Genomic DNA, 13,931 nt, shown 5'->3' with positions numbered 1-13,931 from the left:
ACAGCTCATGCACGTACTACGTATTGTCACGGTCGGTCTGGTCAGCGCCGGCCTGCTCGGACTGACCGGGTGCGGCCCGGCCGAGCAGCATGGCGGCGCGACGGCACTGGTCATCGGGAACCGGCAGAACATGCCGGCGCCCACGCTGACCCAAGCCGCTAGCACCGCCCTGAAGGGCGCGATCGAGCGTGGCGACCGGCTTGTCATCGTCTCTGTGACCGGGGAGCCGAGGGTGGTGGCACAGAGCAATCTGGCCTGTCCGTACGGCACCACGAAAGCCTGCGAGCAGTTCACCAAGCAGCGGCTGGCCGAGATCCCGTCGATCGTGACCAAGTACCCCGCGGATGCCAAGGAGGCCAGCCTGTTCTCCGCGATCAAGGTCGCCCGGGACAACATCAGTTCATTGGACGGGCCGAAGCAGATCATCACCATCGACAGCGGCCTCGACACCACCGGGCCGCTGACGATGAAGGATCTGTCGGTGCTCGACAGCGACCCGGTCGCGATCGGCAAAGAGTTGAAGGCCGGACACTACTCGCCCGATCTCAACGGAATCTCAGTGCTGATGACCGGACTCGGCCAGACCGCCGCACCTCAAGGACGCTTGACCTCTCCGGACTCGGCCCGGCTGACCGCTTTGTGGACCGATGTCCTGTCGGAGGCAGGAGCAGTGAAACCGGTTCAGATCGCGCCGGACTCGTTGCCCGCCGGCCCCCGTGCGGCTTCGCTGCCCACCGTCGGCGTGACGAAGCGACCTGCTCCGCCGAACCCGAAGAATCTCTGCCGGCAGTTCAGGTTCAACGAAGCGCAGCTCGGCTTCGCACCGGACAAGGCCACCTTCGTCGACCGGAACCGCGCCCGGGATGCGCTGCGGGACCTGGCGAAGGGACTCAAGGAGACCGGGTTCAACGTCGTGCTCACGGGCACCACGGCGTACAAGGAGAACAATCCCGCTAATCCGTTGTCCAAGGCTCGAGCCAACGCCGCGAAGGGGATCCTAGTCGAGCTGGGAATGTCGGCCCAGCGCATTCTGACCCAAGGTGTGGGCATCGACTGGACCGGCTACCGCCATCCGGACGGCCCCGTGGAGGCGATCTCAATGCGCCTGGTCCTGATGGACCCGACCTGTCCTCGCTAAGCAGACCAATGGGGTGCGATGCAACGAGTTACCACTCGATGCATCGCACCCCAACAGGTCTCGTCAATCACTGGCCGACTCTGCTCATCGGCTCAGCACGACGATCTCATCCCCCTGAACGGTATCCAGCACACGGACATCCTCCCCCCACCTATTCGACACCGCCAGCGCGACGGCGCGAAGACCTACTCCTCCAGCTCAAACCCGCGCTTCACGGATGCTCAGCGACCTTCACCCCGATGCTGCACGGAGCGTAGTCAGCAACGCCATACCGTGCCGGGTGAGAAGCGTCGTCGCTCGACTCACCCCGTGGGTGAGCCGCACCCCTAATGCGCCAGTCCCAGGTGCTTGACCACGTCAGCAGCGATCTCTGCTCGAGTGCTCATTCCGTACTTCCCGGCGATGTTCTTCAGATGGGTCTTGACGGTGTTGATGCTCGTCGGCCGCAACTGCTCGGAGATCGCCTGGTTGCTCAGTCCGTCAGCCAGCAGCACAGCAATCGTCTGCTCGGCAGGTGTCAACGTGTTGAACCGCAGGGTAGGCCGGTCATCGACCAGCAAGGTCATCTCGACCAGCTCTGCTTGGATGCGTAGGCAGTCGGTGGTGACATCAGCCAGCACGCCGCGAGCGCGGTCTACGGTGATGCCAGTATCGTCCAGTACCTGTTCCGCCCGTCGCCGTACCTCCCCGATCTGCTCAACCAGGTACTCCACCATCTGATCCGACGTCAGGAAACCATCGCCAACGGCGTCGTCGGTCCCAGATCTCAACACCCCGAGCGCATCGCGATCCTCCTGTTCACGCGACAGCACCCGGCCGATCACGTCAGCAATCCACTCGAAGGCAGCCACTGCCTCCCCGTTGTAGACGCCCGGCTCATAGCTCTGCATCGACATCATCCCGAACACCGCGGGCCCATCGAGGGTCCGAGACAGCAGCGGCACAGTCACAGCGTCAGCTGAGCGTTTGTGGACATCGCCGAACCCGATTCCCCCATTCAGCAAGAAGCCATGATCGAAGTCGAACCGATAAGTCCGCTTGTTGGCGAGCAGCCAGGCGGTCAGTCCGTCCCGACCGATGGTGTGGACATCCGAGTCGTCATGCCGCGCGCCGTCGTAGTTGTAAGGGAATCGAACCCTTGTCCCCGCATGGATCAGACCGACATAGAACGCGTCGACAGGTGCGATCTTCGTCATCACCACCCGCGCGTAGTCGTACAGCGCATAGTGGTTGCCGATCAACGAGCCTGACATCTTCTTGAACGCCTCGTGTAGAACAATCGCCACACTCGGACTGACGTTCGGACGAACGCTCCTCGCGGACACCAACACCACACATCCCCACCTACTCGCGAACCTGCACCCAGATCAGTTCAGCCCAGTCCCACTCCGGACCTATCGTGCGCGGAGGTCGATCTGTTACCGAGCGTCATCAGATCACGATCGTGGTACCGGCCAGGGCGCGTTCAGAGCCCTGACTCAAACAGGGATCTCGAGGCGTGTGGTTAAGGTGCTTGTTGCTCCTCGGACACAGTAGTTATCCGCGCCGTCGGCCAAGGGGTCGATTTTCACGTCGACGATGTGGTCGGCGTGTTGGTGGATCGGCGGCAGCTGGAGCAGGTTGTGGGGCTGCGGTCGCTTCTGCGCTTCGGCTCGGTTGGAGGCTTGCGGGCGTCGCGCGGACGGCTGGGTCGTGATCGAGCTGCTCGACGGCTTGTGTGCGAGCGACTGAGAAACTACCCGATCGCCTTTCGGCTATCGGGTGGTTGGTGTTCAGCAGAAGCGTTTTTCGTCTGTGGACCACCAGCCGGGGCCGTATTCGAGCATCGCTATTACGTGGATGCAGTAGCCCTGGGGGGCGGCCAGGGCGCCGGCGTACTCCGAGAAGGTGCCGTACTCGACTGACCAGTCGCTGTTGTCGGTGCGGCCCCAGATCTGGATCTTGTGGTCGCCGGCGGCGTGGTCGGCGGTGAATGCGCAGAGGCGACCGCCTCGGCGGTAGAGATACTCCCGTCCTTGCACGCGTGTGGGGTCCGATTCGAGGTGCAGGTGGCGCATGCTCACGAAGGTGCCTGCCTCGCAGTACTCCCTGGTCCACAGGTTCCACCCCGGCTGCAGACTGAGCACGGCTGAGGCGGTCAGCTCGCTGGTGCACAGAACGACGAGAGACAGTACAGCGACGGCGGTAGCGCGCAGTACAGACCTGCGCGGGCGCCGATCGAGTTGCCGACGAAACATCGATCCTCCCCTGAATGACGTGTCCCCTACCCGAGTTGTAGGCGGATGCTAGACCGGCCTCCGGCGCCGCACCAGAGTTCGGCGTCGGGTGCATTCGCAGCGGATAGCCAGCCTTGCGCACGCGACAACGCTGTTCGGCCGGGCGAGTAGGTCAGCGGCGAACGTCGTGCTGCTACTGCGGAAGGAGGCGTGGGGTGAGCACATGCAGGTAGTCGCAGTCCGGTTCGCCGTTGCCGTTGGCACCGGTCAGTACGGCGGGCTTTCGCGCACCCGTGTACGCCGTGGTCAGCTTCGCGCTGTCGAACGAGTTGATCGCGTCGAGCAGGAGATGCGCGGTGAAGGCGATAGTCAAGGCGTCTCCGGTGCCGGTACTGGCCAGAGTCTCAGCTCCAGACGCGTCGTCGTCCGAGCCGGCGCGGACCCGGAGCGTGCCCGCGCCGTGCTCGAGCCAGATCGGCGTCATGCCGTCGGCGACGACGCTCAGGCGTCTGACGACGTCTCGCAGGGCCAGGCGGTCGACGGTGGCGCTGATCGGGGTGTGCTGGGGAACGATCCGCCGGTACGACGGGTAGGGGCCGGTCAGCGTGCGGACCCAAGCCGAGCGGGTGGTATTGCGTAGGTGAAACGTCTCGCCGGTGAGTGAAAGCAGGAGGCGGCCGCCGTCGCCCGCGAACGCCCGGGTCAGCTCGGCCAGTACCTTCGCCGGCACAAGCACCTCGTACGGGTTCGCTTGCTCGGTCACCTCGACGCGGGCGATGCCCAGCCGGTACCGGTCGGTGCTTGCCAGCTCGACCGCGTCGCCTGAGAAGTTGAGGTTGATCCCCGTCAGCGCCGGGACCACGTCGTCCCGCGCGGCGGAGACAGCGACTTGCTCGACAGCCGCGGCGAACGCGCCGGCCTCGAGCGCCAACTCGTACTCCGCTGCAGGTGAACCGGTTGCCGGGTAGTCGGCCAGTGGTAGCAAGGGAAGCGAGTAGACGGCATCCCCGCAACTGATGGCGAACCGGTGACCATCTGCGGTGAGCGTGACCGGCCCTGGTGGGAGCAGCTTGGTGATCTCCGCGAGGATTCGTCCCGGGACGAGACAGGTGCCTTCGGCATCGATCTGACAGTGCAGGCTGATCCGGGCCGACACGGCCTGGTCCGTGCCGGAGATTGTGGCGCCGTCCGGACCGGCCGTGAGCAGCAGGCCCAGAAGGATCGGCGTACCGGTGTGACGAGGTAGGCCTTTCGCGACCCAGCCGACGGCGGTCGCGAACTCTTGTTGATCTGCTCTGAGCTGCACCCGCCGCAGCTTAGGAGGGCCGGTGAAGCGCCGAACCTTCAGCTAGATCGAAGGTGAGTGACCGCTGCGACTGTGTCGAACAGATGCCGCATCAGCTGTTCAGACTTTGCGGATGAAGGTGAGGTGCGTGACGCCGCTCGGCGTTGAGATCGCCTCGATGTCGAACGCGTCCTCCAGGGACTCCTGGTTGTCCCAGAGGCGTTCGCCGCGGCCGAGGACGATTGGGACCACGGCGAGGTGCATGTAGTCGATCAGTCCCGCGGTCAGGAACTCGCGGATCACCGTGGCGCCGCCGCCGAGCCGGATGTCGGCGCCGTTGGCGGCCGCTCGCGCCTGCTCCAAGACCTCGGCCGCCGGCGCGTCGACGAAGTAGAAAGTCGTACCGCCCGCCATCTCGATCGGCGGCGGCGGACGGTGCGTCATCACGAACGTCGGCGAGTGGAACGGCGGGTTCGGCCCCCACCATCCGGTCCAGTCCGCGTCGTCCTGCCAGCCGGGCGGCCCGAACTTGTTGGCGCCCATGATCTCCGCGCCGATCCCCGGGTCGTGCTGCCGCGCGAACGCGTTGTCGACACCCTGCGTCCCGCCCGACTCACCCCGCATCTGCTGGAAGTACTGCGTGCCGACGTACCAGTCGTGCAGCCGTTCGCCGGCATGACCGAACGGCATCTCCCTGGACTGGCCCGCACCGGTGCCGAACCCGTCCAGGGAGATCGCGAAGTTGTGCACTCGTACCTTTGACATGTTTCTGATCCTCTCAGGGCTAGCGTTCACCCTTGAGTCGGAGCAGTCACGGCCTTCTTGACATCAACCGAGCATGACGTCCGCGACGCGGTTCCGCAATTCCGGAAGTCGCGAGTAGAACACGTCACCTGGGCACACCGTCGTCGAGACGTAGTCCCGGTGCCCGACGATCGCCGCGTGCGGGTCGAGGTTGTACTTCGTACAAAGCCAGGCGCACGTCAGCACCGACATATCGAACAGCGCGACCGTCGGGTTCACGCTCGTGTAGAGGCCCTCGTGCTCGATCCCGATCGTGTGGCTGTTGTTGTTCGCGGTCTGCGCACCGAGGACGTTCTGTCCGTTGTTGATCGCCGACAACGACTTGCTTCGGCCCTCCATCAGGAAGCCCCCGCGGCTGATCGTGAGCTGGTTGCCGATGTCGATCCAGCCGTTGGTGTCCATGTGCAGGTCCTGGATCCAGTGCTGAACCTTGTACGCCGCCGCGAGCGAGTAGTCGGTTACGTTCGCACTCGCGGTGTGGTGGATGACGATGTGGTCGGGCTTGCCGATCACCTGGGTCGCCGAGGTGGGCGGGCGCGCCGACCACTCGGTACGCGTGTAGCAGCGCGGCGCCGGAGCTGCCTGCGCGGCTTGGGGCAGCAAGGCGCCGCCGAGCAGTACGCCGCCGGCGGTCGCGCCGAGCAGCGCACGCCGGGAGACCCGGGCACGTTGGATATTTCCTGGGGCGGTCATGCTAAAGAAAATTCCCTACGAACGAACCCGCGAAACCGAACCAGCGGTGATCTCGCCTCGCGTGGTTCTCGACGGAGGTCCGGCGCTTGGCGGGGGTCGCTGGTTTGGGTTGGGCGGCGTACGGTCGAAGGGGCTTCGGGAGGGGTGACCCGTGCGAGCGCGCCGTTTTGATGCAGGGAGGGTGCCGGACGGTGGTGGCGCGCGCTCGCGGGAGGGGGCGGGTCGGCGCGATGTCGGTGGGGTGGGGCGGCGCCGGGTCGATCGGGAGTCGGTTGTCGTGCTGCAGCGGGCTGCTGGGAATCGCGTTGTGGGGCAGTTGCTGGCCGGACGTGCGCCGGTTGTGCAGCGTGCCAGTTATGGCCTCGACAAACAGACGAGCCAGGACAAGTACGTGAACGACGCCGTCAAGCTGTGGACAACGCAGCCCGGTATGTCGCTGCAGAAGTTCGCCGATGCCCTGCTGAAGGTGATCGGGGTGGAGTTGAAGGGGTACGGGGTTCCGTTCTTCGGGTGGACATTCGTCTCCGACGCGGGCGCGGCAGGGCTTTTCGACTCCGGGGTCTGGAAGGTCAAGGTGAATGTTTCGAAGTTCAGCAGTAGTACGACGGCGAAGCGCCTCAAGGATCTGACCGAGGCTGAGGTCACGGATGTCGTCGGGACGCTGTATCACGAGTCGCGTCATACCGATCAGGATGTCTTGATCATCCGCACGCTCCTCGATCAGAAGAAGACGGTCGACCAGATCTTTGCGGACACCAAGATCCGCAAGGACGTGATCAAGGCGGTATCGGCTTCGAAGTACGGCGATCCGCTGGACGCCGATCAGATCGCTCATGCGAAGCGCATGTTCGACGTCATGTACGGCGCGCACAAGGAGTTCCTCGAGTTCCTCATGCGGCACTCGGACGCCTTTGAAGGTCTCGTGACCTTGGCGGCGCCGGGCTCCAAGCTCTCGGCTGCTGCCGCACACCTGAAGACCTTCGACACCTGGCAGTCAGCCGTGCTGCAGCCGAAACTCAAGCAAATGAGCGCGGCGAAGAATCTGACCCCGGCCGAAACGGCACTCCGCCAGCGACTTCAGGCGGTCGATACTTCGTTGACGAAGCTCGTCGCCGATTGGAAGAAGGTCACCGGGACGAAGCACCCGACCCCGGTGGAGACGGGCGACCTCCGAGAGCTCGCGGCAGACGCCCGGGACGCGATAACCGAGGCGTACGTGAAGCTGGAGGGCGAGCAGGACGCCTTCCGGGTCGAGGGCGAGGTCAAGGCGGCGTTCGCCTCGAAGGTTGCCAAGCCTTAGCACCGCAGTGGTAAATACCACCGTTGGCGCCTCCGGGCGGCAGGAAAGTGCAAATAGCAGAGCTTGGTATTTACCAGTATTCTGCCCTGGAATTACTTATGCTGGATTCGTTCCAAAAGATGCGCGAAACTCTTGCGGTTCGCTCGTGCGGGATTCATGCTCGACCATCAGGCAGCCATTCCGCCCGATCTTTGCCGTGAAGGAGAACCGAGTAGCCATGTCACGTCAGCGAACGACAAGCTTCCTCGTCGCAGCCGTCTCGATCGCCTCGATGGTGGGTGGTGCGACTGCCGCCGTCGGGTCGACCGGGCAGGCCGGCCGCAGCACAGGTGCGTGCGGCGTACTGTTCGACGACTTCCAGTACAAGTCGGCCACCGATCCTGATCTCGCCGCACACGGCTGGAATGCGCGCAGCGAGATGGGTGGCCCAGGTGTGCCGGGTTCGGCGTGGCCGGCGAGCAACGTCTCCTTCGTCAGCTCTGGCGGCCAGACGGTCGCTCAGCTCCGGGCGACGACGAACGGCACAGCCGCCGGTACGACGAACGCCGAGCTCCGCCGGACCACCATGAACCTGCGCAACGGGACCTACGCGACCCGGGTCCGGTACGCCGACAAGCCGGCCGCCGGACCCGATGGTGACCACATCAACGAGACCGCGTTCGCCATCGGCCCGACGAGGTTCGACTACGACCCGATCTACAGCGAGCTCGACTTCACCGAGTACCTGCCGAACGGGGGCTGGGGCGAGACGGGCCCCATCAACTACCAGACAAGCTGGCACACGTTCCGCGAAGACCCGTGGGACGCACGGACCGCGGAGAATCACCAGAACAGGTCGCTCGACGGCTGGCACACCTATGTCACGCAGGTCGGCAACGGCCACGTCAGGTACTTCATCGACGGCAAGCTCACCGCCGACCACACCGTCGACCAGGACGGCAACACCGTCCTGCCGCGCCAGGACATGAGCATGAACTGGAATCTGTGGTTCATCGACCTGGACGCACACCAGGGCACGGCAACCAGCGAGTACCGCGAGCAGGTCGACTGGGCCTACTACGCCAAGAACGAGACGGTCTCGCCCGCACAGGCCGACGCTCGCGTCGAGAAGTACCGCAATCACGACACCCGCTACCAGGACACCATGATCAACACCGGGAACTGCGAGAACTACCAGCCGCCGGAGCACTGAGCTCAGCACGAGCTGTGGCGCATGAATCAGCCCGGGCCTGATTCCTGCGCCACAGCAGGTGAAACGACGCCTGCGCAGCCGCCACCCGGGCCGCCGCGGCCGGTGGGACCATTCCGAAGCAGTCAGTCGAGCCTGCAGGGCGGCGTAAGATGCGAGACCTTCCGGCGTCGACAAGGATGGGTCCTCGTGGCAGGCAGCGTGCGCAAGCGAGATCGGGCACGCGAGTACCTGCTCGGCCTGGTCGAGTCGCGGCCCGTCGGTGAGGCGATCCCGTCCGAGCGCCAACTGTCTGCCGAGCTCGATATCTCCCGTCCCACCCTGCGAGCAGTCGTCGACGACCTGGTCCGCGACGGCCGGCTGGTGCGCGAGCACGGCCGCGGCATGTTCGTCGGCAGCGCGAAGGTCGCTCAGCAGATCACCGGCACCCACGCAGCGACGGCCCCCGGGACCTGGACCAGCAGAGTCCTGAGCCACGCCACGATCCAGGCTGGCACCCTGATCGGCAACCGGCTCCGGGTCACCCCCACCACACCGGTACTACGGATCGCCCGGCAACGCCTCGTCAACGGCGACCCGATCTGTCTGGAGACGATCCACGTCCTGCAGGAGCTCGTCCCGGACTTCGACGTACAAGTCATCGAACAGAACTCGTTCTACACGTTGCTCGAAGAGCGTTATGGCGTGATCCCGACCGACGCCGAGGAAACCCACGCGGCGGCAGCGGCCGATGCCATCGAGTCGGCACTGCTCGGCCTTCCGCTGGACGCGCCCATCCTGATCCTGGAGCGAACCACCCGGGACCAGAACGGCCGCAGGTTCGAGTTCACCCGCGCCGCCTACCGCGGTGATCGCTACCAGGTCACCACCCACCTCGGCCTCACCAAGCCCACCGCCGATCCTCCAAACGCCGAATAGTCCCCCGGCCTGGAAGCCGCACTCAGCTGATTGTCAGCTTGGGACATCTAGCCTTCGGGACCATGCGAACACGAGTGTTCCCGGCTCCCAAGGTCCCCGCGGTCTTCCTCATGTTCTGGGTGATCAAACTGCTGACCACCGGGATCGGCGAGACGGGCTCTGACTTCCTCGGCACCGTCAGCATCCCGCTGGCCGCTGTCATCGGCATCGGCGCCTTCTCGACAGCTCTGTACATACAGCTGAAGGCCGAGACCTACCACCCAGTGCGCTACTGGGCCACCGTCCTCGGGGTCGCGCTGTTCGGGACAATGATCGCCGACGGACCGCACGTAGCACTCGGTACGCCGTACTGGTTCGACTCCATCGTCTACCTCGTACTCCTCTGCGGTCTGCTCACCTGGTGGCAGCGTAGCGAGGGCACCATCTCGGTGCATTCGATCACCACCGCGCGACGCGAGCGGTTCTACTGGGGCGTCGTCCTGCTGACGTTCGGTCTCGGCACCGCTGTCGGCGACGCCACCGCGATCGATTTCGGGCTCGGCTTCACCTGGTCGATCCTGCTCTTCGCCGTGCTCATCGTGGTGCCGCTCGGCCTACGGAAGCTCGGTCTCAACGCCACGGTGGCGTTCTGGGCGTCGTACGTGCTGACCCGGCCGCTCGGCGCTTCCGTCGCCGACTGGCTGGGCAAGGGCACCCACGACGGCGGCGTCGGCTGGGGCACCGGCCCCGTCACCGGAATCGGCCTGCTCCTCTTCGCGGCACTCGTCGCCTACCTTGCTCTGACTCACAGCGACGTCGACCACGCCGCCGTCCACGCCCGTGACGCAACGGCCAGCGAAACGGACCTGGCCCTGGACGCAACGCCCTAGAAGCCGTCCCCTCGCGTAACCACCTGACCGGCCCCTGCGGCTGTACAGCGGATGTGCAGGTGTCTGTATGCCGTGCTTCTAGCGTCCACTCCGAGAGTCAGTCGATCGAGGAGTGAATGCTGTGGAGTACCTGACCGTTGCGAGCCAGGCGTTGCTCACCGCGGTCTTCGGCTGGGCAGCGATCGCCAAGCTGCGGGGGTTCGCCACCTTCCGTCAGTCGGTACGGACGCTCGGTCTACTGCCCAACCGGTACGCCGGCGTCGTCGCAACCGGGATCGTCGCGACCGAGTCTGGCTGCGCGCTGGCCGTGCCGTTGTCGGCCGCCGTCGGCCTGATCGCCTGCCTTTGCCTGCTCACGCTCTTCTGCGTGGGCATTGTCGTGCTGCTCATGCGCGGTGTCAGCGCGAACTGCGCCTGCTTCGGCGCGACTGGCGCTCCGCTCGGCCGCAAGCACCTGGTCCGCAACGGTTTGCTCGCCGCGATCGCGCTCGGCGGGCTGCTCACCAACACCGCCGGCGATCCCCATCCAGGCGGCGTTCTGACCGCAGTGTTCGCCGGCCTGATCGGCGCCGCGCTGCTGGTCGCTTTCGACGATCTCGCCGAGTTGTTCACGCCATCGACCGCACGCTGACACAGGAGTTCTCATGCCGTATCTGACTGTCGCCGTCGTTCTCCTCGCTGTGCTGGGCATGCTCAATCTCCTTCTCACGCTCGCGATCATCCGGCGGATGCGAACCATGAATCCCGTCCAGCTACCACCCGAACCGCTCCCCATCGGAAGCGCGATCCGTCCGTTCACCGCGGCGACGATCGACGGACAGACCCTCTCGGAGCACGACCTGCGCGGCGGCCAGACCCTGGTCGGGTACTTCTCCCCCGGCTGTCCGCCCTGTGAGGCTGCGCTGCCGCGGTTCGTCACGTACGCCGCCGGTCTGGATCGCGAGCGGGTCCTCGCGGTGATCGTCGACGGCACCGCAGCAGACGCCGCCGATGATCTCGCCGCGGTCGCCCGGGTGGTGGTCGCCAGTGAACGCGACAGCGTGGTCGATGCCCTGTCGGCGCACGGCTACCCGGCGGTGTTCCTGCTCGACGAGGACGGCCGGGTCGCTGCCGCCGACACGACGGTCGAAGGCCTGCCGATGGTGACCGCGCGGTGAGCAGATTCGCCGCGACCCGTTCGGCGGTGCTGCTCACGTGGCAGGCAGCGCCGCACCTGGTGATCGGCCGGGCACTCGTCATGGTCGTTCAGGGGGTCGCACCGCTTGCCGCAGCATGGTGCACGAAGTACACGCTGGATCGCTTGACCGGGCCTGATCCAACCGTGGCCCTGGTTGCGCCCCCGGTCCTGTTGCTCGCACTCAGTGCGTTGCTGGTCGGTGTCCTTTCGCCGGTCGACAACTACCTCGGCAACGAGCTCGGCCGACGAGCCGGGCTCGTCGCCCGGCGCCGCCTGTTCGATGCCGTCGCCGGGCTGCAGGGCCTGCGGCGGTTCGAGGATCCCGAGTTTCTGAACCGGCTCCGGGTCGCCGATTCCCCGGGATCCAGCACGCCATGCCAGCTCCTCAGCGAGCTGCTGAGCCTGGGCAAAGCTCTGGTCGTCGTCAGCGGCTTCGTGACGTCGATGCTCACCCTCAGTCCACTCGTCACCGGCGTGGTCGTGCTGGCGGCAGTGCCCGCCGTACTCGCGCAGCTTGCGATGAGCCGCCGACGTGCGGCCCTGCTGTGGAACACCAGTCCGCTGGAGCGACGGGAGATCTTCTACAGCAGTCTGCTCACCCAGATCCAGGCGGCGAAGGAGATCCGGCTGTTCGGCTTGGCCGGTTTCCTCGGGGATCGAATGCTGGCGGAGCGACGGTCCGCCGACGTACTGCGGCGCGGAGTCGACCGTCGTGACTTCGCCACCCAAACAGGCCTCGCGCTGCTCGCCGCACTGGTCAGCGGCGCCGGCCTTGTCTGGGCGGCGTTCACAGCGGTCGGCGGCAGCCTCACCGCCGGTGACCTCACCATGGTGGTCGCCGCGGTTGCCGCGTTGCAGAGCGGGATCGGCGGTGCGGTGATGGCAGTTGCCGAGCTCAATCACGATCTGCTGGTCTTCGAGCACTTCCGCGAGGTCGAACGGACCGAGCCCGACCTCGTCGAGCCGGCCCGGCCCAGCGCCCTGCCGGTACTGCGGCATGCAATCGAATTCCGCGATGTCTGGTTTCGCTACGGCGAGGACCTGCCGTGGGTGCTGGCCGGTGTCAATCTGACCATCCCGGCCGGCTCGGCGGTCGGCCTGGTCGGGCACAACGGCGCGGGGAAAAGCACGCTGGTCAAGCTGCTCTGCCGCCTGTACGACCCGACTCGTGGCGCGATCCTCTGGGACGGCGTGGACCTTCGCGACGTCCCGGTCGCCGAGCTGCGCCTGCGCATCGGAGCGGTGTTCCAGGACTTCATGTGCTACGACCTGACCGCGGCCGAGAACATCGGCCTCGGCGACCTGAGCGCGATCACCGACCTGAAGCGGATCGAGGCCGCCGGTCGCAACGCCGGTGTCGACGCGGCGATTCGCTCGCTGGGCAAGGGCTACCGGACCCTCCTCAGCCGCAACTTCGCCGACGAAGCCGTCGAAGCCGACGAGTCGGACGAAGACGACGAGGCCGGCGAAGGGCCTGGCAGCACCGCGTTCCTGTCGGGCGGCCAGTGGCAGAAGCTCGCAACCGCCCGGGCGATGCTGCGCGAAGACCGCGATCTGATGATCCTCGACGAACCGAGCTCCGGCCTGGACGCCGACGCCGAGCACGATCTGCACAACCGCCTGCGCAGCCTGCGTCGAGGCCGCACCAGCGTGCTGATCTCGCACCGGCTCGGCGCACTCCGGGAAGCGGACCTGATCATCACCTTGTCCGAGGGCCGCGTCATCGAGCAAGGCAGCCATCACGCCCTGCTCGCGCGGAGCGGTGTGTACGCCGGTCTGTTCCGCAAGCAGGCCTCCGGTTATCAGTTGGAGGAACTGGCCCAGTGATCCGGCCGCTCCTCGTCGCCGCTGTGTTGTCGGGGACGATCCTGTGGTGGGTACGCGGTCACTATGTCGTCATCACCGTGGACGGCAGCAGCATGGAGCCGGCGTACCGGCCCGGAGACCGGCTACTGGTCCGCCGGACCTCGGCCGACAAGCTCCGGCGAGGAGACGTCGTCGTGGTGACTGCGTCCCCGTCGACGTCACCTCCGTTCGGCGCTGTCGGCGACCGCCGATGGGTGGTGAAGCGGATCGCCGGCCTGCCCGGAGAGGTGGTGCCGCCCGAGGTCGCCCGACGCGTGCCACAGCTGACCGTTCCGGCCGGACAGCTGATCCTCCTGGGCGACAACGCGGCCAACAGTGTCGACTCGCGGACGGCCGGCGGCTACGCGATCGACCGGCTGCTCGGCGTCGTACTGCGGCAGCTCGGCCGATGACGGTGCGCACGAACAACGCAGTACGTCGTACCTGTATGCACCATCGATCCCGATCTGTACGCCGCGTGCCTAGCGTCAGCGTCA

The 13,931-nt window shown here is 66.0% G+C and carries 14 protein-coding genes; 9 read left to right on the top strand and 5 right to left on the bottom strand.

What is annotated here, in order from left to right:
• Positions 1 to 7: 7 nt before the first annotated feature.
• Positions 8 to 1,138: an OmpA family protein gene (locus DIZ26_RS06820; RefSeq protein WP_112238834.1), complete on the top strand. Its 1,131-nt coding sequence runs from the start codon at positions 8 to 10 to the stop codon at positions 1,136 to 1,138.
• 326 nt (positions 1,139 to 1,464) lie between these two features.
• On the opposite strand, the gene DIZ26_RS06815 is transcribed toward DIZ26_RS06820, so the two are convergent.
• The 5 genes from DIZ26_RS06815 to DIZ26_RS06795 form a co-directional block, all read right to left on the bottom strand.
• The gene (locus tag DIZ26_RS06815) at positions 1,465 to 2,472 is read right to left on the bottom strand and encodes a helix-turn-helix transcriptional regulator (RefSeq protein ID WP_157979612.1); all 1,008 of its coding nucleotides are present in this window, start codon (positions 2,470 to 2,472) and stop codon (positions 1,465 to 1,467) included.
• A 438-nt stretch (positions 2,473 to 2,910) separates the two neighbouring features.
• Positions 2,911 to 3,375: a hypothetical protein gene (locus DIZ26_RS06810; RefSeq protein ID WP_112238832.1), complete on the bottom strand. Its 465-nt coding sequence runs from the start codon at positions 3,373 to 3,375 to the stop codon at positions 2,911 to 2,913.
• Positions 3,376 to 3,547: 172 nt separating this feature from the next.
• Positions 3,548 to 4,660: a DNA polymerase III subunit beta gene (gene dnaN, locus DIZ26_RS06805; RefSeq protein ID WP_157979611.1), complete on the bottom strand. Its 1,113-nt coding sequence runs from the start codon at positions 4,658 to 4,660 to the stop codon at positions 3,548 to 3,550.
• Positions 4,661 to 4,759: 99 nt separating this feature from the next.
• The gene (locus tag DIZ26_RS06800) at positions 4,760 to 5,404 is read right to left on the bottom strand and encodes a dihydrofolate reductase family protein (protein ID WP_112238830.1); all 645 of its coding nucleotides are present in this window, start codon (positions 5,402 to 5,404) and stop codon (positions 4,760 to 4,762) included.
• A 63-nt stretch (positions 5,405 to 5,467) separates the two neighbouring features.
• Positions 5,468 to 6,136: a peptidoglycan recognition protein family protein gene (locus tag DIZ26_RS06795; RefSeq protein ID WP_112238829.1), complete on the bottom strand. Its 669-nt coding sequence runs from the start codon at positions 6,134 to 6,136 to the stop codon at positions 5,468 to 5,470.
• A gap of 307 nt (positions 6,137 to 6,443) precedes the next feature.
• Here DIZ26_RS06795 and DIZ26_RS06790 point away from each other — a divergent pair, with 307 nt between their 5' ends.
• The 8 genes from DIZ26_RS06790 (at position 6,444) to DIZ26_RS06755 (ending at position 13,847) form a co-directional block, all read left to right on the top strand.
• Complete coding sequence (locus DIZ26_RS06790) at positions 6,444 to 7,436, top strand: hypothetical protein (protein ID WP_157979610.1); 993 nt, start codon at positions 6,444 to 6,446, stop codon at positions 7,434 to 7,436.
• Positions 7,437 to 7,653: 217 nt separating this feature from the next.
• Complete coding sequence (locus DIZ26_RS06785; protein ID WP_198675954.1) at positions 7,654 to 8,628, top strand: glycoside hydrolase family 16 protein; 975 nt, start codon at positions 7,654 to 7,656, stop codon at positions 8,626 to 8,628.
• Between the two features lie 186 nt (positions 8,629 to 8,814).
• Positions 8,815 to 9,543 carry a GntR family transcriptional regulator gene (locus tag DIZ26_RS06780; RefSeq protein ID WP_198675953.1) on the top strand — a complete coding sequence of 243 codons (729 nt, stop codon included), beginning with the start codon at positions 8,815 to 8,817 and terminating at the stop codon, positions 9,541 to 9,543.
• 62 nt (positions 9,544 to 9,605) lie between these two features.
• Positions 9,606 to 10,412 (top strand): COG4705 family protein, encoded by an 807-nt coding sequence (locus DIZ26_RS06775; protein WP_112238826.1) that lies wholly within the window; start codon positions 9,606 to 9,608, stop codon positions 10,410 to 10,412.
• A 121-nt stretch (positions 10,413 to 10,533) separates the two neighbouring features.
• Complete coding sequence (locus DIZ26_RS06770) at positions 10,534 to 11,043, top strand: MauE/DoxX family redox-associated membrane protein (RefSeq protein ID WP_157979609.1); 510 nt, start codon at positions 10,534 to 10,536, stop codon at positions 11,041 to 11,043.
• Positions 11,044 to 11,056: 13 nt separating this feature from the next.
• The gene (locus DIZ26_RS06765) at positions 11,057 to 11,569 is read left to right on the top strand and encodes a TlpA family protein disulfide reductase (protein ID WP_112238824.1); all 513 of its coding nucleotides are present in this window, start codon (positions 11,057 to 11,059) and stop codon (positions 11,567 to 11,569) included.
• Positions 11,566 to 13,416, top strand: a complete 1,851-nt coding sequence (locus tag DIZ26_RS06760; RefSeq protein WP_198675952.1) for an ABC transporter ATP-binding protein — start codon at positions 11,566 to 11,568, stop codon at positions 13,414 to 13,416. Before DIZ26_RS06765 ends, DIZ26_RS06760 begins: the two co-directional genes overlap by 4 nt.
• Positions 13,413 to 13,847, top strand: a complete 435-nt coding sequence (locus DIZ26_RS06755) for a S26 family signal peptidase (protein WP_198675951.1) — start codon at positions 13,413 to 13,415, stop codon at positions 13,845 to 13,847. The genes DIZ26_RS06760 and DIZ26_RS06755 overlap by 4 nt, the downstream gene beginning before the upstream one ends.
• Positions 13,848 to 13,931: the final 84 nt, after the last annotated feature.

Origin of the sequence: Kribbella monticola (genome assembly GCF_003261635.1) — a bacterium.
Classification (GTDB): domain Bacteria; phylum Actinomycetota; class Actinomycetes; order Propionibacteriales; family Kribbellaceae; genus Kribbella; species Kribbella monticola.
Note: the sequence above shows the minus strand (reverse complement) of the source record. Positions and strands in the feature narration are given on the sequence as shown.